General features: G+C 42.4%; 20 protein-coding genes and 1 tRNA gene. 15 read left to right on the top strand and 6 right to left on the bottom strand.

The window, feature by feature from the left end; all coding sequences use genetic code 11:
* A partial coding sequence (locus B2W49_RS03610; RefSeq protein ID WP_291334385.1) for a transposase family protein occupies positions 1-335 on the bottom strand: 335 nt, incomplete at its 3' end.
* A 292-nt stretch (positions 336-627) separates the two neighbouring features.
* Here B2W49_RS03610 and B2W49_RS03605 point away from each other — a divergent pair.
* The 4 genes from B2W49_RS03605 (at position 628) to holA (ending at position 5,528) form a co-directional block, all read left to right on the top strand.
* Positions 628-999 (top strand): DUF4124 domain-containing protein, encoded by a 372-nt coding sequence (locus B2W49_RS03605; protein WP_414630577.1) that lies wholly within the window; start codon positions 628-630, stop codon positions 997-999.
* A gap of 130 nt (positions 1,000-1,129) precedes the next feature.
* Positions 1,130-3,751 carry a leucine--tRNA ligase gene (gene leuS / locus B2W49_RS03600; protein WP_291334383.1) on the top strand — a complete coding sequence of 874 codons (2,622 nt, stop codon included), beginning with the start codon at positions 1,130-1,132 and terminating at the stop codon, positions 3,749-3,751.
* Positions 3,752-3,953: 202 nt separating this feature from the next.
* Positions 3,954-4,484: an LPS assembly lipoprotein LptE gene (gene lptE / locus B2W49_RS03595; RefSeq protein WP_291334382.1), complete on the top strand. Its 531-nt coding sequence runs from the start codon at positions 3,954-3,956 to the stop codon at positions 4,482-4,484.
* Between the two features lie 18 nt (positions 4,485-4,502).
* Positions 4,503-5,528 carry a DNA polymerase III subunit delta gene (holA, locus tag B2W49_RS03590; RefSeq protein WP_291334381.1) on the top strand — a complete coding sequence of 342 codons (1,026 nt, stop codon included), beginning with the start codon at positions 4,503-4,505 and terminating at the stop codon, positions 5,526-5,528.
* Between the two features lie 21 nt (positions 5,529-5,549).
* Here holA and B2W49_RS03585 read toward each other — a convergent pair whose 3' ends face one another.
* Positions 5,550-5,999: a bacteriohemerythrin gene (locus tag B2W49_RS03585; protein ID WP_291334380.1), complete on the bottom strand. Its 450-nt coding sequence runs from the start codon at positions 5,997-5,999 to the stop codon at positions 5,550-5,552.
* 414 nt (positions 6,000-6,413) lie between these two features.
* On the opposite strand from B2W49_RS03585, the gene B2W49_RS03580 reads away from it, so the two are divergent.
* Genes B2W49_RS03580 through B2W49_RS03570 form a run of 3 tightly spaced genes read left to right on the top strand, consistent with a single transcriptional unit; the run spans position 6,414 to position 11,182 of the window.
* On the top strand, positions 6,414-7,748 hold the full coding sequence (locus B2W49_RS03580; protein ID WP_291334379.1) for an efflux RND transporter periplasmic adaptor subunit: 1,335 nt from the start codon (positions 6,414-6,416) through the stop codon (positions 7,746-7,748).
* Between the two features lies 1 nt (position 7,749).
* On the top strand, positions 7,750-9,723 hold the full coding sequence (locus B2W49_RS03575) for a MacB family efflux pump subunit (protein WP_291334378.1): 1,974 nt from the start codon (positions 7,750-7,752) through the stop codon (positions 9,721-9,723).
* Positions 9,724-9,745: 22 nt separating this feature from the next.
* Positions 9,746-11,182, top strand: a complete 1,437-nt coding sequence (locus B2W49_RS03570) for an efflux transporter outer membrane subunit (RefSeq protein ID WP_291334377.1) — start codon at positions 9,746-9,748, stop codon at positions 11,180-11,182.
* 108 nt (positions 11,183-11,290) lie between these two features.
* Here B2W49_RS03570 and B2W49_RS03565 read toward each other — a convergent pair whose 3' ends face one another.
* The gene (locus B2W49_RS03565; protein WP_291334376.1) at positions 11,291-12,559 is read right to left on the bottom strand and encodes a sensor histidine kinase; all 1,269 of its coding nucleotides are present in this window, start codon (positions 12,557-12,559) and stop codon (positions 11,291-11,293) included.
* A gap of 816 nt (positions 12,560-13,375) precedes the next feature.
* Here B2W49_RS03565 and B2W49_RS03560 point away from each other — a divergent pair.
* The gene (locus tag B2W49_RS03560) at positions 13,376-15,607 is read left to right on the top strand and encodes an NADP-dependent isocitrate dehydrogenase (RefSeq protein WP_291334375.1); all 2,232 of its coding nucleotides are present in this window, start codon (positions 13,376-13,378) and stop codon (positions 15,605-15,607) included.
* Between the two features lie 293 nt (positions 15,608-15,900).
* On the opposite strand, the gene B2W49_RS03555 is transcribed toward B2W49_RS03560, so the two are convergent.
* Positions 15,901-15,987 (bottom strand) — tRNA-Leu (locus B2W49_RS03555).
* Between the two features lie 177 nt (positions 15,988-16,164).
* Between B2W49_RS03555 and queA the strand changes: the two genes are divergently transcribed.
* Genes queA through B2W49_RS03540 form a run of 3 tightly spaced genes read left to right on the top strand, consistent with a single transcriptional unit; the run spans position 16,165 to position 18,845 of the window.
* Complete coding sequence (queA, locus tag B2W49_RS03550; RefSeq protein ID WP_291334374.1) at positions 16,165-17,202, top strand: tRNA preQ1(34) S-adenosylmethionine ribosyltransferase-isomerase QueA; 1,038 nt, start codon at positions 16,165-16,167, stop codon at positions 17,200-17,202.
* A gap of 25 nt (positions 17,203-17,227) precedes the next feature.
* Positions 17,228-18,256 (top strand): hypothetical protein, encoded by a 1,029-nt coding sequence (locus B2W49_RS03545; RefSeq protein WP_291334373.1) that lies wholly within the window; start codon positions 17,228-17,230, stop codon positions 18,254-18,256.
* 22 nt (positions 18,257-18,278) lie between these two features.
* Complete coding sequence (locus tag B2W49_RS03540; protein WP_163170398.1) at positions 18,279-18,845, top strand: LemA family protein; 567 nt, start codon at positions 18,279-18,281, stop codon at positions 18,843-18,845.
* Between the two features lie 61 nt (positions 18,846-18,906).
* On the opposite strand, the gene B2W49_RS03535 is transcribed toward B2W49_RS03540, so the two are convergent.
* Complete coding sequence (locus B2W49_RS03535; RefSeq protein WP_291334372.1) at positions 18,907-19,857, bottom strand: sensor domain-containing diguanylate cyclase; 951 nt, start codon at positions 19,855-19,857, stop codon at positions 18,907-18,909.
* A 367-nt stretch (positions 19,858-20,224) separates the two neighbouring features.
* Between B2W49_RS03535 and tgt the strand changes: the two genes are divergently transcribed.
* The 4 genes from tgt (at position 20,225) to secF (ending at position 24,720) form a co-directional block, all read left to right on the top strand.
* The gene (tgt, locus tag B2W49_RS03530) at positions 20,225-21,355 is read left to right on the top strand and encodes a tRNA guanosine(34) transglycosylase Tgt (RefSeq protein ID WP_291334371.1); all 1,131 of its coding nucleotides are present in this window, start codon (positions 20,225-20,227) and stop codon (positions 21,353-21,355) included.
* 102 nt (positions 21,356-21,457) lie between these two features.
* A complete protein-coding gene (gene yajC / locus B2W49_RS03525) occupies positions 21,458-21,787 on the top strand; it encodes a preprotein translocase subunit YajC (protein ID WP_004974939.1) in 330 nt (109 codons plus the stop codon).
* Between the two features lie 51 nt (positions 21,788-21,838).
* Complete coding sequence (secD, locus tag B2W49_RS03520) at positions 21,839-23,734, top strand: protein translocase subunit SecD (protein ID WP_291334370.1); 1,896 nt, start codon at positions 21,839-21,841, stop codon at positions 23,732-23,734.
* An 8-nt stretch (positions 23,735-23,742) separates the two neighbouring features.
* Complete coding sequence (gene secF, locus B2W49_RS03515) at positions 23,743-24,720, top strand: protein translocase subunit SecF (RefSeq protein ID WP_291334369.1); 978 nt, start codon at positions 23,743-23,745, stop codon at positions 24,718-24,720.
* A 90-nt stretch (positions 24,721-24,810) separates the two neighbouring features.
* Here secF and B2W49_RS03510 read toward each other — a convergent pair whose 3' ends face one another.
* Positions 24,811-25,464 (bottom strand): 4'-phosphopantetheinyl transferase family protein, encoded by a 654-nt coding sequence (locus B2W49_RS03510; protein ID WP_291334368.1) that lies wholly within the window; start codon positions 25,462-25,464, stop codon positions 24,811-24,813.
* Between the last annotated feature and the right edge of the window lie 76 nt (positions 25,465-25,540).

Genomic DNA, 25,540 nt, shown 5'->3' with positions numbered 1-25,540 from the left:
AATTGTTCGTCTGCTGTGGTAATACTTCGTTTTGGCAGGGTAAAACGTCTTGATTTCATTAATGCATCTTCAACCTTTTTAATAGTTCGATTCACATTGCTTTCAGCGATATGGTAATTTGCAGCCAATTCCAATTGAGTGCTGTAATTCCGTAAGTAATTGAGTGTTAATAACAATTGATCCTCTATAGCTAAAGTATGAGGACGCCCAGATTTCTTTTTAAGTGATTCTGCTTCTTTTAAAACTTCGACCATTTCACTAAAAACTGGTCGAGGTACGCCAACCAAGCGCTGGAATTCAGAATCTGAAAAACGGTTTAATTTCTGATATTTCATGAAATCTATATTGAGGTAGTTTTTACTTTCGCAAGAGGTCTAATGAATCAAAAAATATATAAAGCGCTTGGTTATGATTAACCAACGTATTTCAGCTCATTTTAGCCAGCAAATAGGTAAACCAATGCCCCAGTTTTAAATGGGCGCTATTCCAGATAAAAATCATCAAAAAAATATCAACAAACCCTAGCTTCATAGGGAATTATTGCTAAAATTTAGCCAACATGATTTTTGTAATTGGTTTTCTGCCATTTACCCTTTTTGCTCAGGACTTCCAAACATGAAAACGCCAATGATCCGCTTGAGTTGTCTTTCTGCATGCTTGATTTTAATTTTTGCAACCAGTTCTGTTTCTGCAAAACAATATTACAAGTGGGTCGATGCAAATGGTTCAACCCATTACACCACGACACCGCCACCAAAAACAGCCAAGAAAAAAGGTAAAGTCGACACTTATGGCTGGAGAAATTCAGCACCAACCGTTGCCACTCCGGCAAATTCTACTGCGAACCCTACATCTACTGCTGCAAATGCAACAAACCAACAAGCGACACCAACCACCAATCATCCTGCAGGAAATCCAGCCATGGATCAGCAGCAACGCGAAGCCAATGATGCTTTGAATAAAGCACAACCAGAGCGTGACAATCCAGCCGTTTTCTAATTTTTAGCCTGCAAAATATTGGCTGCTTAAATTTTCCTGCACAATCCAGCGCGCAAAATTCACTTTTTACTGCATTTTGCGCTATGCTGTGTGACACACTTTTTTAACCGTTTATTCCTGATTTAACCTTATGACTACTCACATTGACCCTGAATATCAAGCCAGTGCGATTGAACCTCAAGTCCAAAGCGACTGGGAATCTCGCAAAGCCTTTAAAGTTGCCGACACTGTCGAAGGTCCACATCGTTATATCCTCTCGATGTTCCCTTACCCAAGCGGCAAACTGCACATGGGTCACGTGCGTAACTACACCATTGGGGATGTAATTAGTCGTTTTCACCGTTTGAAGGGTGAAACCGTTTTACAACCTATGGGTTGGGATGCTTTTGGTTTACCTGCAGAAAATGCAGCGATTGCGCATCAGGTTGCCCCTGCTAAATGGACTTTTGAAAATATCGCCTACATGCGCGATCAATTGAAAAAATTGGGCTTGGCGGTAGATTGGGATCGTGAATTTGCCACCTGCACCCCAGAGTATTATCACTGGGAACAATGGTTATTCGTGCAATTGTATAAAAAAGGGTTAATTTATCGCAAACTCTCGACAGTCAACTGGGATCCTGTCGATCAAACAGTTTTGGCCAATGAACAGGTCGAAAATGGCCGTGGTTGGCGCTCAGGTGCATTGGTAGAAAAACGTGATATTCCAATGTACTACTTCCGCATTACCGATTATGCCCAAGAATTATTAGATGATTTAGAAACCTTAAAAGATGGCTGGCCGCAGCAAGTTTTGACCATGCAGCGTAACTGGATTGGTCGTTCGCAAGGGATGGAAATTACATTCCCATCGGCAAATCCTGAAGTTTATGCAGAGGGTCTGACTGTATTTACCACGCGTGCCGATACCTTAATGGGTGCAACTTATGTGGCTGTGGCTGCAGAACATCCAATGGCGTTAAAAGCAGCAGAAAACAATGCGCAATTAAAAGCCTTTATTGAAGAATGCCGTATGGGTTCTGTAGCAGAAGCTGACCTTGCCACTGCCGAGAAAAAAGGTATGGCGACTGGCTTATTTGTGAAGCATCCAGTAACAGGTAAAGAATTACCTGTGTGGATTGCCAACTATGTGTTGATGTCTTACGGTTCTGGCGCGGTGATGGCTGTACCTTCACACGATGAGCGTGATTTTGAGTTTGCCAATAAATTCCAATTGCCAATTCTTCAGGTAATTGATGCCAAAGGTGCAGACGATGCGGACTTTGACACAACCCAATGGCAAGAATGGTACGGTTCTAAAGAAGGTAAACTGGTCAATTCTGGCGAATTTGATGGTTTAGATTTCCAAGCGGCTTTTGATGCAATTTTAGCGAAATTAGAGCCACAAGGCTTAGCCAATGTAAAAGTACAATTCCGCTTACGTGACTGGGGTGTTTCACGCCAACGCTACTGGGGTTGTCCAATTCCAATGATCAACTGTGAAAAATGTGGACAAGTTCCAGTTCCAGAAGATCAGCTTCCTGTCATTTTACCTACCGATGTTGTGCCAGATGGCTCAGGCAACCCGTTAAATAAAATGCCTGAATTCTATCAAACCACTTGCCCATGCTGTGGTGGCGAAGCACGTCGCGAAACCGACACTTTGGATACCTTTGTAGAATCGTCTTGGTACTATGCCCGCTATGCATCTCCAGATTTTACGGGCGGTATGGTCAAGCCTGAAGCTGCACAAACTTGGTTGCCGGTTAATCAATATATTGGTGGTGTAGAACACGCCATCTTGCACTTGTTATACGCGCGTTTCTTCCACAAACTCATGCGTGATGAAGGTGTGGTACAAGGCAATGAACCATTTACCAACTTACTGACTCAAGGCATGGTCTTGGCAGATACTTTCTATCGTGAAGCAGAAAACGGTAAAAAAACTTGGTTTAACCCTGCCGATATTGAACTTGAAAAAGACGAAAAAGGTCGTGTGCTTTCTGCAAAATACACGGGTGATGGTCAAGCAGTGATTGTTGGCGGTCAGGAAAAAATGTCGAAATCGAAAAATAATGGTATCGACCCGCAAGCCATTATTGATCAATACGGTGCAGATACTGCACGTGTGTTTATGATGTTCGCCGCACCACCCGATCAGTCTTTAGAGTGGTCAGATGCAGGCGTTGAAGGCGCTAACCGCTTCTTAAAACGCGTTTGGCGTTTGGCGGCAGGTTTCCTTGAAAAAGGCAGTAATGTAACTGCAATTGACAGCAGCAAACTTGCTACAGCAGCACAAGACTTACGCCGCAAAACCCATGAAACCATTCAAAAAGTAGGCGATGATATTGAGCGTCGTCATGCATTCAACACTGCAATTGCCGCATTGATGGAGCTCTTGAATGCTTGCAACAAGTTTGAAGCACAGAGCGAACAAGACCTTGCGGTTGAACGCGAAGCAATTGTGACGTTATTGACCTTGCTGGCACCATTTGCACCACACTTAAGCCAGACCTTACTGGCAGAGTTCGGAATTGAATTAACCGCTACCCTATTCCCTATGGTCGACGAGTCTGCATTAACCCGCAGTACTCAAACGATTGTGGTACAAGTCAATGGTAAATTACGTGGCAAGCTCGATGTCGCGATAGATGCTTCTAAAGAGGATATTCTTGCACTTGCCAAAGCCTTACCAGAAGTACAACCATTCTTGACTGGCCCAACCAAGAAAGAAATTGTGGTACCGAATAAGTTAGTGAATTTGGTTGTTTAAATCCTTAAGTACCCTCTCCTTTTAGGAGAGGGCTAGGGAGAGGTAAATATGTACCCCCTCATCCTAGAGGGAGAAGGAACTTTCTGAAGGATTTCACAATTTCCAAACAAAGCCCGTTGTCAGTCAACGGGCTTTGCACCTACAATCAAGATATTCTCAACTTCCACTTTAGAACTTTCGAAAATATTACAGAGGACAGCACATGCACTTTAGCCAACGTTTAGCAGTCATTGTTTTAACTTGTGGACTCAGTGCTGGCTTAGTCGGCTGTGGTTTTCATCTTAAAGGCAGCAACCCAAGTATTGCACCTGTGGCTTATTCAAAAATGAGCCTAGCTTTACCGAGCAATGCTGAAGAATTAGAAGAAAAACTTTCTATTCATCTGGGTACGGCAGGCGTACAACTCAGCAATGATCCGAATGCCTACGTACTGCGTGTACTTGACTATACGCCACGTCGCTTGGAATTGAATGGTAAACTGGTAGAAACCTTATTGCGTTTGAGTGTGACGTTCCGTATTGAAGATGCGCAAGGCAACCCGATTACCGAACCTCGTACCGTCATGGCATCGCGCAGCTATCAATACGATGTCGCAACGGTGAATACCGATGATCAGGAACAAAAATTCTTAAAAGAAGTGATTATTGATGATGTGGCACAACAAATTGTGCGTCAAATTTCTTCGAACCGTTTACCTCTGGTCAATCCACCTGTGTATTCAAACCCAAAATAAGCTTCTGAGTGCTTTTTTATGAAACTTGACTATCTACAAGCTCTCAAACGTGTCGATGAAGCACGTGGTGCATGGATTTTGCATGGTCAAGAACCTCTACTCGAACAGAACTTGCTCGATACTTTTCGTGCCAGTTGGCAAAAACAAGAGATTGAACGCCAGCGTTATGACTTAAATAGCGTGAGCGACTGGAAAAATGTATTCAATGCTTTGAACAGTTTGTCACTGTTTTCAAGCCAATTGGCGGTTGAAGTACACGGCAATATCAAACCCGATGCCAGCACACTCAAACAACTGAAAAGTTATATTCAGCACAATGAACAAAACTTGCTGTTGGTGGTGATGCCAAAACAAGATAGCAATAGCCTAAAATCTAGTTTTTTTCAGTTGATTGATGCCAATGGGGTCAATGTTGCACTCACGGCAAACTACCCTAAAGATCGTCAACAGATTTTAGCTTTAGAAGCAGAAAAGCTAGGCATTCAATTGGGTCATGATGCGTGGCAATGGCTGGAACAACATCATGAGCACAACCTTTTGGCTGCCAAAAACAGTTTGATGCGGGTTAGTGACACCTTTCCTGAAGTTCAACAGATTCAGATTGAACATCTATATGCCTGCTTACAAGATCAATCGCGTTATAGCACTTACGATTTAAATGATGCTTTACTGGCGGGAAATCTGGCGCAAGCCATGAAAGTTTTTCAATACCTCATAGCTTCGGGTGAAGCTATGAGTTTAATTTTGTGGAGCATCAGCAAAGAAATGCGCCTGCTGATGCAGTTATTTGAACAACCACAAAATGCTTTGCAACTGGGTATTTGGAAAAACAAAGTCAGTGTTTACCAGCAAGCTTTGCGACGTTTAAATCCAAATAGTTTCTTGCAATGGCCTACTCTGTTATTGCGTATCGATGCCTCTATTAAAGGGATGTCCAAGGAAAACCCTGAACATCTGGTGCTACAAGCCATTACAGAACTCTGTGGTAAAACGCTGTTTGTTACCCAACCACCCCACTCAGTAGACTTAATCAGAAATCTTTGAAAAAGATCCTCTCTCAAATATTTAACGAAACCATCGCGCAAACCAACTTTTGCCTTTTTTCTGTTCCTGCGAACGTAAATAATGCAGCATATTGTCGCGTACTGCATCGACATAATCCTGATCATCATGCTGAATATGGTTAATCAACCATTTAGACAACAAACGATACAAATCATGCTCTACCGATTCGCCATTGGCAAAACGCTGACGGCAATCATTCAAACGCTTCACAAAGAGTTCGTGAATACCACGATGCGATGGTAAGTATTGATAATTGACCTGTGCCAGCAAATTTTCTTCAAAGCTAAAATGCGATTGAGTATAGTCAATCAAATCATCCAAAACTTCTTTGATTTGCTCCCGCGCACCTGTCGCACGAATTTTATCCAGCGCATTAATATAGTCCAGAATTTGTCGATGTTGATTATCAATCATATCAATTCCGATATTAAATTTCTCACTCCACTCCATGATGTACCCCTCAGTTTTTTTGATAAAATTGTGTTTTATTACATCGTCCCGATGCCGTATTATCCTAATGATTAAATCCATAATTATTTTATGGAATTAAATACTAGCTGCTTTTGATATTTAAATCCATATAGAAAATAAGGTTTTTTAATCAACTTAGACTATAGTCGTATTTTTCAGCATTTATTATAAAAATTCATAAAATTATCATAGAGATGAAATAAAACACCTTACCGCATGACTAGATGCTATTTTCACTTTTTTGATGTATACAATACCCCTTTCAGATTGGATTAAATCAAGATCAAACCAATAATGAATAATTCTCATTTGCAATTTCTTTAAAAAATTCACGATTTATCCTTCTTTCACTTCTATAATCCTTTTTAATTTATTTTTTCTGTTTTTTGACTCATGCCAAAAATAAAATCGACCAAACTTATTGTGGGAATTCTCATTGCGCTGATGCTGGCATTTGCCGCTTGGTATTTTTTGAAACCAAAACAAGAACAACCACAATACATTACTGCCGAAGTAAGCCGTGGAGATATTGAAAGTGCGGTTTTGGCAACAGGCGTGCTTGAAGCCACCAAAATGGTCAGTGTTGGCGCGCAGGTTTCGGGTCAAGTCAAAAAAATGTATGTTCAGTTAGGCGATCAGGTCAAACAGGGACAGTTGATTGCCCAAATTGACTCTGTACGACAGGAAAATGAGTTTAAAACAGCGCAGGCCAGTATTAAAAACCAACAGGCACAATTGGCGGTTCGACAAGCCAATCTCGCCAAAGTCGCAGCAGAATATCAGCGCCAACAAGCCATGTATGCGCAAGATGCGACCTCGCGTGCCGAACTTGAAACTGCCTTAGCCAACTATAAAACTTCACAAGCAGAAATTGCTGCCATTAACGCTCAAATTGAACAGTCACGCCTAACTTTAGACACATCTAAAGAAAATTTAGGTTATACCCGTATTCTTGCCCCAATGGATGGCACTGTCGTCGCAATTGTGACCGAAGAAGGTCAAACCGTGAACGCCAATCAAAGCGCACCCACGATTGTTAAATTAGCTAAACTTGACACCATGACCGTGAAAGCAGAAATTTCTGAAGCAGATGTGATGAAGGTCGAAGAAGGACAAACAGTTTATTTCACCACCTTAGGCAACAGCGAGAAAAAACATTACGCTACTTTACGTCAGGTAGAACCTGCACCCAAATCCATCAATACCGAAAGCAATAACAACACCTCATCATCTTCAAGTTCTGCCGTGTACTACAACGCTTTATTTGACGTACCAAATGAAGACGGCAAGCTACGCATCAATATGACCGCACAAGTGTCCATTGTTTTGGCAGAGGCACGCAATGTACTGACCATTCCTGCTGCTGCAGTGCAAGGTGCAAACCGTTCACGCAGTCGTAGCAACAGCAATAATTCAGACAGCAACGCACGTACTGAACGCGACAATACCGATGCCAGTTCGGCCAAACGCCCTGCCCGTTTGGAATTGACAGCCAATGAAAAAGCCTTGGTTGATCAGGGTAAAGCCTCTTTAGGCATGGTACGCGTGCTACAAGCCGATGGCTCAGCTCGACCACAATCGGTATTGCTTGGCTTAAACAACCGTGCAACGGTACAAGTCATTCGCGGCCTAAAACTGGGCGATCAAGTCATTATTGCCGATGGTTCTGATACCTCAAACGATGCGGCGAAGCGTGGTGGTCGTGTTGGCCCATCAGTGAGAATGTAAGATGAGTCAGTCTCAACCTCTGTTAGAGGTCACCAATCTGACCCGTGAATTCCCTGCGGGTGAATCTACAGTACAGATTCTCAAAGGCATTGACCTGAAGATTTACCCAGGTGAATTGGTTGCCATTGTGGGTCAGTCGGGTTCGGGAAAATCCACCCTCATGAATATTTTGGGCTGTCTGGATCAACCCACCACTGGCAGCTATAAAGTCAAAGGACGTGAAACCCGACAACTCGAAGCCGATGAACTGGCACAGCTGCGTCGTGAATATTTTGGTTTTATTTTCCAGCGCTATCACTTATTAGGCGATTTAAGCGCTGCGGGCAATGTCGAAGTGCCTGCAATTTATGCAGGTGCCGATGTTGAAGAACGACAAGCTCGCGCAACTGCGTTGCTCAGTGACTTAGGTCTAGGCGATAAAACTCAAAACCGCCCAAGTCAGCTTTCAGGTGGACAACAACAACGTGTATCGATTGCACGTGCCTTGATGAATGGTGGTGATGTGATTCTTGCCGATGAACCCACAGGCGCACTCGACAAGAATAGCGGTATTGAAGTGATGCGGATTTTACGTGAGCTGAATGCTAAAGGTCACACCATCATCTTGGTCACACATGACCATAATGTCGCTAAAAATGCCACACGGATTATTGAAATCAGTGATGGTCTTATTATTTCTGATCAGCCCAACACACCTGCCGATCAAGATGCTATTGCACAACAAACCTTGCAACATCCGCCACAAAAAAGAACTTCAGCTTGGCGTTCTGTATTTGATCGTTTAGGTGAAGCGTTCCGCATGGCGCTACTGGCAATGAATGCGCATCGCATGCGTACCTTTTTAACCATGCTCGGGATTATTATCGGGATCGCTTCAGTTGTATCTGTTGTGGCACTCGGCAATGGTTCACAGAAACAAATTTTAGAGAACATCAGCAGTTTAGGTACCAATACCATCACCGTATTTCAGGGGCGTGGTTTTGGCGATACCTCGCGCTCATCGCAGCTTAAAACCCTGATTCCTGCCGATGCCGATGCTTTGGCAGAACAGCCTTATGTGGATGGCGTCAGCCCATCGGTCAATAGCAACGTCACAATACGTTTTAAAGACACCGAAGCGTCTGCTACAGTCAATGGTGTGAGTGAAGACTTTTTCTATGTACGCGGCATGAACTTTCAGTCGGGTCAGCCTTTTGACAAACACAGTGTATTGGAACAAGCGCAAGATGTGGTGATTGATCACAACACCAAAAATACATTCTTTAGTGATGGCAGCAACCCAGTTGGGCAAGTGATTTTATTAGGCAGTGTGCCCAGCCGTATTATTGGCGTGGTCGAAGAACAAAAAAGCATGATGGGCAATGCCGACAGCTTAAATGTGTATTTGCCTTACTCTACAGTAATGAGCCGCATGCTCGGTCAAAGCCATGTGCGCAGCATTATTGTACGAGTCAAAGATGAATACCCAAGTGCTGCAGCAGAAAATGCCATTCTGAGCTTGTTGGTACAGCGTCATGGTGCGCAGGATGTATTTACTCAAAACGCCGACAGTATCCGCGAAACCATCCAACAAACTACCGCCACGATGACTTTACTGGTTTCAGCTATTGCAGTGATTTCACTGGTGGTCGGTGGAATTGGGGTCATGAACATCATGTTGGTCTCTGTCACAGAACGCACCCAAGAAATTGGGGTACGCATGGCAGTCGGCGCACGACAAAGCGATATTTTGCAGCAATTTTTAATTGAAGCCATTTTGGTGTGTATTTTAGGCGGTGTACTTGGCGTCTTGCTCGCACTCGGAATTGGTCAGTTGATTAACCATGTGGCAGGCGGAACCTTTGAAATGGCGTACTCCACCACCTCGATTGTAGCCGCTTTTGTCTGTTCAAGCCTGATTGGGATTGTGTTCGGTTTTATCCCTGCACGTAATGCTGCCCAACTGAACCCTGTCGATGCGCTATCTAGAGAATAAGCAATTAGAGTAAGGAATGATGATGCGATTTAACCAGAAGTCACGACAATTCAGCCAACTTGTCATTGCACTTTTTCTTGGCAGCAGCTTGGTGGGTTGTGCAGCCGTAGTCAAAACGCCTTATCAGGCACCTGCTGTAGATATTCCACAACAGTTTGACCATCAGCAAAAAAGCCAGCAAGTGCTTGCGCAACTAAATACAGACCGTTGGTGGACACTCTTTCACGATGCTGCTTTAAATCAATTGATTGAACAAGTCTTGGCGCGTAACAGCGACCTCGCGGTTGCAGGACTAAATTTGCAACAAGCTAGATTACAAGCCAAACAAAGCCAAAGTCAGCAAGGTGTCCGGATTGGCAATGCAGGTATTTCTACAGGGCATCAATTTAGTTTAGAGGGCAACGGTGATGCAGCACGCGGGATTTCGCTGAATTATCCTGGACTAAGCTATGAATTGGACTTATTCGGTAAACTTGCCAATCAGACTGAAGCTGCACGTTGGGAAGCCTTAGCCACCGAACAAGACTTACAAGCTACCGCACAAAGCCTGATTGCGACCACTGCCAATTTATATTGGCAATTAGGATATTTAAATGAACGCTATGTTGTTGCACAACAAAACCTTGCCAGTACGCAAAAAACTTATCAATTGGTCAATGCACAATATCGCACAGGTGCAGTTTCAGGGCTGGATTTAAACCAAGCCGAGCAAGCTCTACAAAGTCAAAAATCGACTTTAAGCCAAATTGCACAGCAAAAAGTTGAAACGCGTACCGCCTTGGCAGTTTTACTGCATCAACCTATGCAAATGTTGAATATCAATGAACCACAGAGTTTAGCCGCTGTTCGTCTACCCAACATTACTGCAGGCTTACCTGCAGAATTACTATCACGTCGTCCCGATTTGCGCGCAGCTGAGTTACGTTTACGCAAAGCCTTAGCCAATAAAGATGCCAATCGAGCCAGTTATTATCCATCTATCAGTCTTACAGGCACACTCAGTACAGGTGTCGGTACAGGTGCTCACACCTCTTTAAGTGATGCCCTAAAAAATCCGATTGCCACTTTAGGTGCTGGTTTAACCCTGCCATTTTTGCAATGGAATGACATGCAGCGTGATTTAAAAGTAAATGCTTTGGAATATGAAAAAGCCATTGTGCAATATCGACAGACTTTATATAAGGCCTTTGCTGATGTCGAAAATGCACTGTCGGCACGAACCGCGCTGAATCAACAAGTCGCACTGCAAAGCCGCAATTTAGCACTGGCAGAAAAAACTGAACGCTTAACCGAGGTGCGTTATCGGCATGGTGCGATTGCCTTAAAAAACCTGCTAGATGCACAGGAAACTACGCGTAATGCGCGTTTAAGTTTATTGCAGACCAAGCAAAATCAATACAATGCCTATGTGACTTTATTGCAAGCGTTGGGTGGCAGTCCAATTCAAAACATTCAATAATACAAGAGTTGATCCAAATTGATCGTGATACAAAAGTCTGTGGATGATTTTAAATCTCGATTTAAACATCGACAGGCTTTTGCTTACTGTGCATATAAACGTTAAAAATTAAGTTTTCTCAGACAATAACGCTTCTTTACTTAACACTTGATGGCTACTGGTCGCAATCGGCAAACTAACTTTAAAAGTCGTTCCCACACCTTCTTTCGATTCCACGACAATTTGCCCGTGGTTCAAATCGACAAAACGCTTGCACAACACCAAACCTAAACCGATGCCCTTTTCACCTGCAGTGCCTTTAAAACTAACAGTAAGTTTAGGCTCGAACAGCGTTTCAAGTTGTTCTGCAGTCATGCCTAAACCTGTGTCTTGGATATAAATATCTACACTGGTTTCTGTTTGCTCTGCACGTAAAATGACTTTGCCTGTACCATCGGTAAAGGTAAATTTCAGCGCATTCGAGACCAAGTTTTGAATCACCGAGGTAATCATATTGATGTCGGCATAGACTTTAATACCTTCTTCAACTTGATCAATGAGTTCAATATTTTTCTTAATTGCCAAACTTTTCAAAACATTACAAACAATTTTAGTCGATTGCTTTAACTCAAAATTAATAGGGTGATAAACAAAGCGTCCACCCTCTGCCATTGCCCAATTCAATAAACTTTCTAACAAGTTATAAGTCGATTGTGCTGTATCGAATAAATAGTCGGCTATATTTTGAATACTAGAATCATCCAAAGTTTCGCGCTCTTGCGCCAAAACCTCGGAAAAACCCAATAAGCCATGAAATGGCGCACGCAAATCATGCGCAATAATCTGGAAAAACTTGGTTTTACTAAAATTCAATGCAGACTGCTGTTCATACAGTTCTTTTAAGTCAGTATAATCAACTTTTAATTCAATATAACGTACCAAACCTGCAGCAAACTCCGCCACTGTCGGCACAGCACCTAAACTAAACGCTTCTTCACGATGATCAAATAGCAGCAACTGTCCAATCGACTCACCATCAGTCTTGAGTAAATCCAGCGCAATTACACGCGCGGCTTCTATCCCCAAACTTGCAATATGCTTCACAAACTTCGCATATTGCGAATGTTGATGTTCAATCAGTTGCTGACCTTGAAAGAAAGCGTCTAACTGTGCAGTTGGATTGGTATGAAAAGCTTTAAAAACTTGATTGGTGGAATACCAGAAATAGGGCTCATTTTTAAAAGTTAAAATGGCATGATCGACTTGCAGCATTTGACGGGCAAACTTCAAAAAACCATCAATTTGGTTACTTGGCGTATGTACACCCAATAATAACGAGAGTGTGCAAGCACTGAGTTGCTCCGTTTCAGGACCAATTTCCAGCAACTGTATTTTCATTTTTGCCTCGTTAATTTAAAGTGTGCTGCCTTATGAATTATTTTCTCTGCAAAACTCGTCCATTGAATTCAGAGTTAACCTACAAACTTTAACACAAAATACAAGCTTTCAAACCCATTAAAAAACTGTGCCACAAATCGGCACCTCTTCTTTCGAGCTTGTTTTTTCATCTATGCATGAATAAGAGTTGAGATCACGATGAACCATGCTTTCAGAGGGATCAAACTGTGCTTCAAACCACCAAATAAAATACGCCGATTTTTGTAAAATTTAGCCCTTAAAAATAGATCTAAACTGTTAAAATCTAAATCAGACTTTTTAAATGTAAATTTCCATTCCTTTTTTGAAGACAATCTCAACTTCTATACAAGAATTTACATTGCATCACACTGAAAAAAACCTAAGCAACATATTGATAAACATATAAAATAAATAGACTAAATATATCCACCCATCATTTTCATCGGTTATTTATCAAACATTCGACTTAAGTCGAACCCTCAACTGGTTAATTTATAATAAAATATACATATATTTTTGATGTCATATCTTCATCATACGATTTGATTAGTATTTCAATACTAAATACTCAAGGCGATTTTTAGGTTTAAACTGGCTCATTTTTACATTAAGCCGTGTCTTGACTCGCACAAACGCGATAGATCATTTCGTAGCGAAATGGCGTCATCACTGTAATTACGTTGACTGAAATGCACAGAGAGTCGATACTCTCAAGGTTAAATTAGGCAAATCGGTTCGCAGGGGCTGAGTTATCATCTCGCTCCTAAAAAACTCAATCAAAGCAAGGGGCTATATATGGCTGGTGGAAAGTCAAAAATCATTTACACACTGACCGATGAGGCGCCATTGTTGGCGACCTACTCTCTACTGCCGATCATTGAGACCTTTACTAAGCCTGCTGGCATCGAGATTGTCAAGAGTGATATCTCTGTAGCAGCACGCGTACTCTCTGAATTCTCGGAATACCTAAGCGAAGAACAGAAGGTAGCCGACAACCTCGCAGAGCTTGGACGTCTCACGCAAGATCCAGATACCAACATCATCAAACTTCCAAACATCAGTGCTTCAGTTGCCCAGTTAGTTGCATGTATCAAGGAATTACAAGCAAAAGGTTATGCAATTCCTGACTATCCTGAAAACCCAACCACTGAAGACGAAAAAGCGATTAAAGCACGCTATGGCAAATGTCTTGGTTCAGCTGTAAACCCTGTATTACGTGAAGGTAACTCTGACCGTCGTGCACCTGCTGCAGTGAAAAACTACGCGAAAAAACACCCGCACTCTATGGGTGAATGGAAGCAATGGTCACAAACTCACGTTTCACACATGAATGAAGGCGACTTCTACCATGGCGAAAAATCGATGACGCTTGACCGCGCACGTAACGTAAAAATGGAACTCATCACTCAATCTGGTGAAACCATTGTATTGAAAGAAAAAGTAGCGTTACTTGATGGCGAAATCATCGACTCTATGTTCATGAGCAAAAAAGCGCTTTGCGACTTTTATGAAAAACAACTGGATGATTGTAAAGAAGCAGGCATTTTGTTCTCTTTACACGTAAAAGCAACCATGATGAAAGTTTCACACCCGATTGTATTCGGTCACTGTGTGAAAATTTACTATAAAGAAGCGTTTGAAAAACACGGTAAATTATTTGAAGAACTTGGCATTAACGTCAACAACGGTATGGCGGGTCTTTATGAAAAGATCGAAACCTTACCAACTTCTTTACGTGAAGAAATCATCGAAGATTTACACGCATGCCAAGAACACCGCCCTGCGCTTGCAATGGTGGATTCTGCAAAAGGCATCACCAACTTCCATTCTCCAAACGACGTAATTGTAGATGCTTCTATGCCTGCAATGATTCGTGGTGGCGGTAAAATGTGGGGTGCTGACGGCAAGCCTTATGACTGTAAAGCTGTAATGCCAGAGTCGACTTTCGCACGTATTTACCAAGAAATGATCAATTTCTGTAAATGGAATGGCAACTTCGACCCACGTACGATGGGTACTGTGCCAAACGTAGGTTTGATGGCGCAAAAAGCTGAAGAATACGGTTCACACGACAAGACTTTTGAAGTTCCTGCTGCGGGTGTTGCAAACATCACCGACATTGACACTGGTGAAGTGTTGATGACTCAAAACGTGGAAGAAGGCGATATCTGGCGTATGTGTCAGGTGAAAGACGCACCAATTCGCGACTGGGTGAAACTTGCAGTTACTCGTGCACGCAACTCTGGCATGCCAGCAATCTTCTGGCTTGACCCGTACCGTCCACACGAAAATGAAGTGATCAAAAAAGTTCAAAAATACTTAAAAGATCACGACACGACTGGTTTAGACATTCAAATCATGTCTCAAGTGCGTGCGATGCGTTATACGCTTGAGCGTGTTGCGCGTGGTTTAGATACCATTTCTGTAACAGGTAACATCTTACGTGACTACCTCACTGACTTGTTCCCAATTATGGAACTTGGTACTTCCGCGAAAATGCTGTCTATCGTTCCGTTAATGGCGGGTGGCGGTATGTATGAAACTGGTGCGGGTGGTTCTGCGCCTAAACACGTACAACAACTTGTTGAAGAAAACCACTTACGTTGGGATTCTTTAGGTGAGTTCCTTGCACTTGCTGCTTCTTTAGAAGAAATGGGGATTAAAGAAGACAATGCGCGTGCGAAGTTACTTGCATCAACCCTTGATCAAGCGACCAGCAAATTACTGGACAACGACAAGTCTCCATCACGTCGTACTGGCGAATTGGACAACCGTGGCAGCCACTTCTACTTGGCAAAATACTGGGCAGAAGCACTTGCTGCTCAAGACGAAGATGCTGAGTTAAAAGCGAAGTTTGCACCACTTGCACAAACTTTAGCTGAAAACGAAGACAAAATTGTTGCTGAACTTGCGGAAGTACAAGGTAAATCGGTTGATATCGGTGGTTACTACGCAGTAGATCAAGCTAAAGTGAATGCAGTAATGCGTCCAAGCGCAACATTCAATGCTGCACTTGAAACTATTTAATGCTATGACATCGCACTGATACAATTCAGTGCCTGTTCTACAAAAAACCAGTGCTTTCACACTGGTTTTTTGTTGTCAGAAAATTGATAAAGACGGGATAAGTTAGCGATATCCTCAAATATATCCTTATTTCTTATTCTGTATGCCTATTTTTATTCATGAACCAAGAAAATCAAATTAAAGTAAGCAACAACCTTCTTATAAAAACTTTAAGATATTCAAATCATTGGATAAAGTTCAGACAATAAAAAAAGCCCCCAAGTCTTAATATGCTTGAGGGCTTTTCTTTTATATGGTCCCGAGGGTCGGACTCGAACCGACACGTCATCTCTGACAGCGGATTTTGAGTCCGCCGCGTCTACCAATTTCACCACCTCGGGTAGGTGTTGATGGGTATAATAAACTTTTTTGACAGCTTGTCAACGCAAGTTTTTTGCAATTGTTTAAAATTAAATCAGCTGTCATTTTTTTGATTTATAATCGACCAATTTCATCCATAAAACCTAAAAAAGCATATACTAGGCGCAGTTTTCCCAGTGTTCTAACTTTTTTTTATCATGCAGCTTTCTGACTTTAACTTTAATCTCCCCGATGAACTCATTGCACGCTACCCGCTAGCCAGTCGTAGCGCTTCTCGCCTGCTGCATCTTGATGCTCAAGGTCAATATCACGACCATCAATTTACCGACTTACTGAATTTACTCGAAGCGGGCGATTTACTGGTACTTAACGATACCAAAGTCATGAAAGCACGTCTTAAAGGTAAACGTGCCACAGGGGGTGCGGTAGAAGTCTTGGTTGAACGTCTACAAGATCAATTTATTGCCCATTGTCATATTAAAGCCAGCAACTCACCAAAAGCTGGTGCTGAACTGTTTATTGGGCCTGATGCTGTAAAAGTGACCGTACAAGGTCGTCATGAAAACTTATTTATTGTCGAATTTTCACAGCCTATTTTAGACGTATTGGATGTCTACGGTCAGTTGCCAATTCCACCCTACTTTAACCGTGAAGCAGAAGCGATTGATACCGAACGTTATCAAACAGTGTTTAATGACCCGACAAAACTCGCTAGTGTTGCCGCACCCACTGCCAGCTTGCACTTTGATGAAGCCTTGCTGCAACAGTTAGCAGATAAAGGCATTCAAAAAACCTTTGTGACCTTGCATGTGGGTGCAGGTACATTTTTACCTGTACGTACCGAAGATATTGCCAATCACATTATGCACAGTGAATGGTGTGAAGTTTCTGAGGCTGCCGTAGCGCTGATTCGTGAAACCAAAGCACGAGGCAACAAAGTTATTTCAGTGGGTACAACTGCCACACGTGCCGTGGAAAGTGCGGTACAAGCTCATGCAGGCGAACTTGCGGCGTGGTCGGGTGATACGCAAATCTTTATTTACCCAGGTTATCAGTTTAAAGTGGTGGATCGTTTGATCACCAATTTTCACTTGCCTGAATCGACCTTATTAATGTTGGTGTCTGCGCTTTCGAGCCGTGAAAATGTCATGCGGGCGTATCAACATGCTGTGGCTGAACGCTATCGTTTCTTTAGTTATGGCGATGCCATGCTGATTGATCAAGCTCAAACTTAATTTTCAACCTGTTAAAACAATCGCCATGCCGCTCGATACCGTGCAACACTCCATTCATATTCGACGCAAGAAGAATCAGCGGGTATTTCGTAATATCGCGCGGTTATGGGATATTGGAAAAAAAGCGCAAAGCCATCAAGAAATTTTAGATGGTTTACACCCTTGGCAAGATGACATCACCCTCAAGTTTGAAAATGTTTTACCTGTCTTGCTTGGTATTATGGGTGTGTTGTTCTGTTTAATGCTCTTGATTCAACCAAGCAATATTTGGCTGCAATTTTGTTTACTGATTGGCGTAGTCTGTATTTTTTGGGCATTTATTACCTATGAGCAAGACGACCCCATTGAAGAAGTTATCACTTTTTTAGAACAGGAAAGTATTGCGCAGCGCTATCAACTGGCGTGGCAGCAACCGCCACAGCATCTTGCCCGAACTTTACAACCCGTTTATTTGATTGCCCATTTAAAAAGTCTGTTCCCTTTATTTAATTTAGGGAATCTGTCTAATGAAATTCGCCGTTACGCCAGTACTGTTTGGCAGGATCAACAAGGCAAGGAGCATCAGGTTTTGGTCTTTGAATATCGTTATGTCAGCGAAACCCGCATTAAAGATCAAAATGGCAATGACTATAAAGTGCGTGAAGTCGTGCGCTATTTATCCGGCGTATTTGTCTTTGATGTGCAGCTACAAGGTTTAGCCGTTACCTCAAACAATAAAACCTTTGGTGCGCCTTATCATGTTCCGTGGCATACCAGTGATATTCGCCTAAATCAAAAACTCAATTTTTTTGGTAGTGATGCAATTCAACTGGCGCGTACGCTCAGCCCTGCAATGGTGTTAAAACTAGATGATTTTTTTCAGCATCAACAAGGTGATTTATTATTTCACCCTGAGCGGAACACGCTGTGCTTTTTAGGCAATCGCAACCTGTTTGAAATTTCCAGTAAAGCAAAAAATATTCAAGATATTTCCGCATTGCGTGGACACTTACGCACTTTTAAATTACCTTATTTAGAACAATTACAGACAGATCTGGTCGATTTTCTAGACTAAGAAAATCATCTTGGGGCAAAGCATGGGTATCGCAATTTTTCTTTTGGTTGTTATCGTATTAGTGATTCTAGGCATCATGATTCGTAACAATATCGTACGCCACCACAACGCTACTATCCGCGCTTGGGCAGATGTAACCAGTTTTGAACGACAGAAATTAAAAACACTCGAAGAACTTGCGCCAGTAGTCGAACAATATGCAGGCATGGAAAAAAGCACTTTAGAAAAAGTGACTGAACTGCGCCAAAATATTATGAACCTAAACATCAACAATGCCGATGTTAATCAATTACAACGTGTTGAAGCATTAAGCAAAGAATTGATGCGCAGCTTGAATGTGGTGGTCGAAAATTATCCTGAGCTTAAAGCCGATCAACTGTATTTAAAAATGATGCATGAAATTGATGAGCAGAATGAAAATGTCGGTGCTGCAATTACCATTTATAACCGCAATGTCGAGCTATTTAATAATTATATTCAGGTCTTTCCCAACAACATAATCAATACTGCAACCACAGCCAAAAAACCAGTGCGCGCTTTTCGTGACAACAGCGCAGCGCAAAGTTTTGATTATCGTCCAAATTTTTAAGTTATTTTTGATATGTCAATAAAACAACAGGCACGAAGCTTGCTGTTTTTTCAGATTTCAACTAAACAGGTGACTGTGTCAGATACTGCACTTGATTACGCCCTTTATTTTTTGCCAAATACAATAATTCATCGGCTGAATGCAGAAAATCGACCACATTGTGATACTGCTGATTTTGATCATAGCTATTTACACCAATACTCACCGTGACTTGGGTCGTTTCCCTAGTCTTGGTATGTGGAATTTCTAGCGCATATACTGCCTGCCTAAAGTTTTCAGCAAGTTGTACAGCATCTGCCAATGGTGTTTCGGGCAACAGCACCACAAATTCTTCGCCACCAAAGCGAGCCACAAAGTCAGATGCACGCGCAAAATGTTGTTTAAGCAACTGTGCCACACTAATCAAACAATGATCACCCTGTAAATGCCCATGATTGTCGTTATAAGGCTTGAAATGATCGATGTCGATAAACAAGAGAGACAATGCATGTTGATGACGCACAGCACGTTTAAATTCATTCTCTATACACTCGCTGAGCGCCTTTCGATTGGCAACCAAGGTCAGCGGGTCTTGCAAGCTCAAAGCCAGATTTTTACGACTCAATGCTTCGAGTTCCAACTCCATCTGTTTACGTGCAGAAATATCAAACATAAACCCGATAATCGCCACAGTTTCGTCATTTTCACGAATCACATGCACCACATCACGAATCCAGACATAATCTCCTGTAGCGGTTAAGGCACGATAATCAGCTTCGTGGTCTGTACCTTGATCAGACAAACTCACACACATATTTACGGTCTTGTCTCGATCTTCAGGATGCATCCGATCAATCCAATCTTGTGCAGTTTTCCAACTGTCTTGCGTCCAACCCAGTAAAGACTCAATTTGTGGACCGATGTAGCTAAAAGCTTTGGTTTTCCAGTTAATCTGCCACGGAATTGCATTCGTGGTTTCCAAAAGCGTTTTATAGAATTGGTCTTCTTTTAGTGCACTGTTTAATTCACTCATAGCCCACCTCTATGAATTGATTTTAATTACAATTTAACAACTTAAGTGAGCTTTGACTACAATTTGTTTTGTCTTATTGACATTTTCTTCAACTTTGACAAACTCATAGAGTTAAGCAAAATATAAACAACAATTACTCCAAACATAAATCTCAAAATAAAAAGTAAGCCGATAAAGAAGAAATTACCCAGCGTATTCAGCAATTTTCCACCACGTAAGCACAATGGATTTGAGCAAAATATTCACTCTCAATTTTTACCAAGGAAAACGTATCTCAACTGGCAATTCTGTGCATAATCTAGGAAAATAGTGCACTTTTAGCATGAACAATCAGCGAACTGTTTTTTCGCCTTGATTTGGAACATATATGAAGTTTGAGAAATTAGGTCAGTCGGGGCGTGCCCGTCGTGGTCGTTTAACGCTTGCTCATGGTGTGGTCGAAACCCCTGTGTTTATGCCTGTGGGGACGTATGGCACAGTCAAAGGCATGCTGCCACGTGATATTGAAGAAATTCAGGCACAAATTATTTTAGGCAATACCTTCCATTTATATTTGCGTCCAGGACTGGAAGTGATTCAGCAACACGGCGGTCTACATGAATTCATCAAATGGGATAAGCCTATTTTGACTGACTCTGGCGGCTTTCAGGTGTTTAGCTTAGGTGCAATGCGTAAAATTAAAGAAGAAGGTGTGACCTTCCGCTCGCCTATTGATGGCTCAAAGGTTTTTCTTTCGCCTGAAATCTCGATGGAAATTCAACAAACTTTGAACTCTGATATCGTAATGATTTTTGACGAATGTACGCCTTATCCTGCAACGCATGAAGAGGCACAAAAATCGTTGCAATTGTCTTTACGCTGGGCAAAACGCTGTAAAACCCATCACCATGATGAACTACAAAATAGCAACGCGCTGTTTGGAATTATTCAAGGTGGTATGTATGAAGATTTACGTGATGAATCTTTAAACGGCTTACTCGAAATTGGTTTTGATGGTTATGCGATTGGTGGTCTTTCGGTGGGTGAACCGAAAGAAGAAATGATCAAAGTACTGGATTATTTACCAGCTAAAATGCCAGAAGATAAACCCCGCTATTTAATGGGCGTGGGTAAGCCAGAAGACATTGTTGAAGCAATTCGTCGTGGTGTGGATATGTTCGACTGCGTGATGCCAACCCGCAATGCGCGCAATGGTCATTACTTTGTCACCGATGGCTTGGTGCGTATTCGTAACAGTAAGTATCGTCATGACCAAAGTCCGCTCGATCCGCATTGTGATTGCTATACTTGTAAGAACTTTACCCGCGCCTATTTGTTCCATTTAGAAAAATGTGGCGAAATGTTGGGGTCAATGCTAGGCACGATTCACAACTTACGTTATTACCAACGCTTTACCCAAGATATTCGCAATGCCTTGGATAACGGCACTTTCGATGAATTTGTACAGGACTTTTATGCCCGCCGTGGCTTAGAAGTACCGCCTTGTCCTGAAGATTAGTCTTTTCAGTATTTGCGCTGAGTAAAAAGACAAGGTAAATTGCAGAACAAACCCATTTATTATCAGATCACTGATCGCCAGTTTTTAGTTTAGGAAAATGAAATGAGCCTTTTTATTTCGACCGCTCACGCAGCAGGTGAAGCTGCACAACAACCAAGCCTTGTGGCTAACCTTTTAATGATTGCAGTCTTCATTGCAATTTTCTACTTCCTGATTTGGCGTCCACAATCAAAGCGTGCCAAAGAGCATCGCACACTGATTGAAAGCTTGGGCGTAGGCAGTGAAGTGGTATTCGCAGGTGGTCTTATGGGTAAAATCACTAAAATTGAAGGTGATTTTGCAGTGGTAGAGCTGAACCGTGGTGTAGAAGTAAAAGTACAACGCGCGAGTGTCATTTCAGTTCTTCCTGAAGGCACATTAAACAACCTCTAATCAAAAAGAGTCGTGCTCACGCACGACTTTTTCATTTTAAGAAGAAAATAAATGCGTTACCCAGCATGGAAATATCTGCTCATCCTTGTTGTTCTTGTGGTGAGTACATTATATGCCCTGCCTAGCTTGTATCCAGATGAACCTGCTGTTCAAATTTCAGGTGCCAAAGCTGGTACCCAAATTGATCAAAGCATCATACAAAAAGCAGAGCAAATTTTACAATCAGAAAATATTGCCAGTCATGACAACAGCTTTACCAACAATGCCGCATTGTTGCGTTTAGACACCTCAGAAGCCCAACTCAAAGCCAAAGAAGCTTTACGTCGCGGTTTGGGGGATGACTATGTCGTGGCGCTGAACCTTGCGCCAACCACACCAGAATGGCTACAAAAAATTGGTGCAAAACCAATGAAGCTAGGTCTGGACTTACGTGGTGGTGTGCACTTCTTATTAGAAGTGGATATGGACAAGGCCATCAGCCAACGTATGGAAACTTCAGCCGCCGATTTACGCCGTCAATTGCGTGACAACAAGCTGAAATTTAATAGCCTTTCGCTGAACAACAACACCATCACCCTACAGTTTGCCAACAATGCAGACCGTGATGCGGTAATGGATTTCTTGCGCCGTAACGGCAATGAATACACACAGCAAGCTGTAGCCACCACAGAAGGCTCTAGCTTACGTCTGAACTATACCGATGTTCGCAAGCAAGAAATTCAGTCTTATGCAGTCAATCAAAACTTGACCACACTGCGTAACCGTATTAACGAACTAGGTGTAGCCGAAGCTTTGGTGCAAACTCAAGGTAGCAACCGTATTGTGGTGGAATTGCCAGGCGTACAAGATACGGCTGAAGCGAAGCGTGTACTCGGTCGTACTGCGAACCTCGAATTCCGCTTGGTGTCTGACTTAAATGATCAATATATTGATCCGTACACAGGTCAGCTTACAGGTCCTGTACCACCTGGCACAGAAGCTTTTGCCTTTGAATCTTTGGACAGTGGCCGCCAAATATTATTGAACCGTAGTCGTATTTTAACGGGTGAGCGTGTTCAAAATGCATCAAGTGGCTTTAGCCAAGATACAGGCGGTGCAGAAGTTAACATTACCCTAGATGCTGCGGGCGGCAAGCTCATGGCAGATGCGACGCGCAACGCTGTGGGTAAACGTATGGCGGTATTGTTTATTGAAAATAAACAACGCATTAGCTATGTGACCGATGAAAATGGTACACAAACTGAAGTACGTACCCCGTACACCGAATCTGTCGTCATTAATGCTGCAACCATTCAGGCGGTATTGGGTTCACAGTTCCGTATTACAGGCCTAGATTCTCCACAAGAAGCCTCTGAATTGGCCTTAATGCTTCGTGCAGGTGCCTTAGCAGCGCCAATGTACTTTGTCGAAGAACGTGTGATTGGTCCAAGCTTGGGTCAAGAAAACATTGATAAAGGTGTATTGTCGACTCAGATTGGCTTCATTTTGGTGGCAATCTGGATGGTGGTGTTCTTCCGTCTGTTTGGTTTGATTGCCAACTTCGCTTTAGTGTTTAACTTAGCCATGATTTTAACCGTCATGTCTTGGATTGGTGCTTCACTCACTTTACCGGGTATTGCGGGTATCGTAATCACCATTGGTATGGCGGTGGATGCCAACGTATTGATTTGTGAGCGAATACGAGAAGAAATTAAGTGGGGGGCCTCACCAAAACAAGCCATTGTGGCAGGTTATGACCGAGCGTATAACACTATTTTCGATTCGAACTTAACCACATTCTTGGTGGCATTCATTCTGTTTGCGATTGGTACAGGTCCTATCAAGGGCTTTGCTGTGACGCTCATGATTGGTATTGTCTGCTCGATGTTTACTGCAATTACAGTGACCCGTGCAATTGTACAAATCATTTATGGCAAAAAACGTAACTTGAAAAAGTTGAGCATTTAAGGAGATCAATGATGACTGAGAATACTCAACTACCTTCAAAAAAATACGGTCGCCCTGATGATGAGCGCGTGATTCCGTTTATGAAGATAGCTTTGCCTGCGGCATTGCTTTCTATTCTACTTACGGTCGCCAGCATCTTCTTTATTGCCACTAAAGGTTTAAATTTAGGTTTGGACTTTACTGGCGGTATTGCGGCAGAACTTAACTATAGTAACCCTGTTAAAGCGACTGACGTATCTAATGCTTTAATTAAAGCAGGCTTCAATGACCCTGTGGTACAAACACTTGGCTCAGACCGCGACCTAATGGTGCGTATGCCTGTGCAAGAAGATGTAGAAGCCGAAGACCTAACCAAAGCGATTACCGCTGCGGTACAGTTACCAAATAATGCTGCTGCTGTGCCAAAGGTAGATGTGGTTGGCGGTCAAGTCGGTAATGAGCTGTACATACGTTCTGCTGGCGCTGTCGCTTTAGCCATGTTATTGATGTTGGTTTACGTCACCATTCGCTTTGAATTCAAACTGGCAATGGGTGCGGTACTGTCATTGTTCCACGATATTATTGTGACACTGGGTATTTTTGCCATGCTGCAATGGCCATTTGACCTGACTGTATTGGCAGCGCTATTGGCAATTATTGGCTTCTCACTCAACGATAACATTGTTGTATCTGACCGTATTCGTGAAAACTTCCGTAAAATCCGTGGTGCAACACCGCTTGAAGTGGTGAACATTGCACTGACAGAAACTTTGCGTCGTACCATTCACACCTCTATGACCCTGTTACTGGTTGTAGTCGCAATGATGCTCATGGGCGGTGATGGTCTGAAATGGTTCTCGATTGCGATGTTTGTCGGTGTATTTGTCGGAACATATTCATCTATTTACATTGGTACAGCCTTTGCCTTATGGCGCGGTTTGAACCGTCAGGACTTTATTGTTCAAGTCAAACCTGAATTTGAGGGTGAAGAGCAAGAAATTCCTTAATACATTTCTGTCGACAACAACACGCAAGCCTATCTTCGGATAGGCTTTTTTGTGCCTTGACGTTACGATATTTGATCTGATATTGCGATGTTAATGCTGAACAATATGAATTTGTGGAAACTGAAAGCCTGCGCAGGATGGCGCAGCTCGCCATGCCACAGTCAGCATATAGTCTGTTAAACGAAAGTTTTGATAAGCAAAACTCCCAATCTGTGGATGATGACAAATGCCGCCCTGTGCACTCGGATGCACACGGGTATCTAACTCATTTAGGCTTAAACGAATCCCTAAACCTGATGCTTTCAACACCGCCTCTTTGGTTGTCCAGACACGAAACCAATAATCGGCGTCATGTTCCAAATCTTGCCAGTATTTGAGTTCATTGGGATGAAACGCATGTTGTGCCAAGCCATCAAAACGCACATTACGGTCTAAGTCTTCAATATCTATCCCAATATCTAGCAACTCAAAACTGCTTGCCAATGCATAATGTTGACGGCTATGGCTATGGTTAAACTGCAATTGAGGGAATGCCATCAAAAATGGCTTGCCATGTGGGTTACGCTCAATATCGCTGTTTTGAATATCGTGTTTTAAGTACTCAGACAACAATTGATTCCGATACCGATAAATCGCCTGCTTTAGCTGTTGAATCTTTTCTGTTCGTGAATCTGTTGCAGCAGGAACAAAAATTTTATGAATAGGGCTCACATCTACATGAATTTTTTTATCTGTTTTACTCATCCCTGATCCTCCTATTCCTTTTGCTTCAACTCACAGCAAATTAAAATTGCCACTCTAAGGCATACAGAAAAAAAAC

The sequence above is a fragment of the Acinetobacter sp. UBA801 genome, assembly GCA_002296655.1.
Taxonomy (GTDB): Bacteria; Pseudomonadota; Gammaproteobacteria; order Pseudomonadales; family Moraxellaceae; genus Acinetobacter.
Note: the sequence above shows the minus strand (reverse complement) of the source record. Positions and strands in the feature narration are given on the sequence as shown.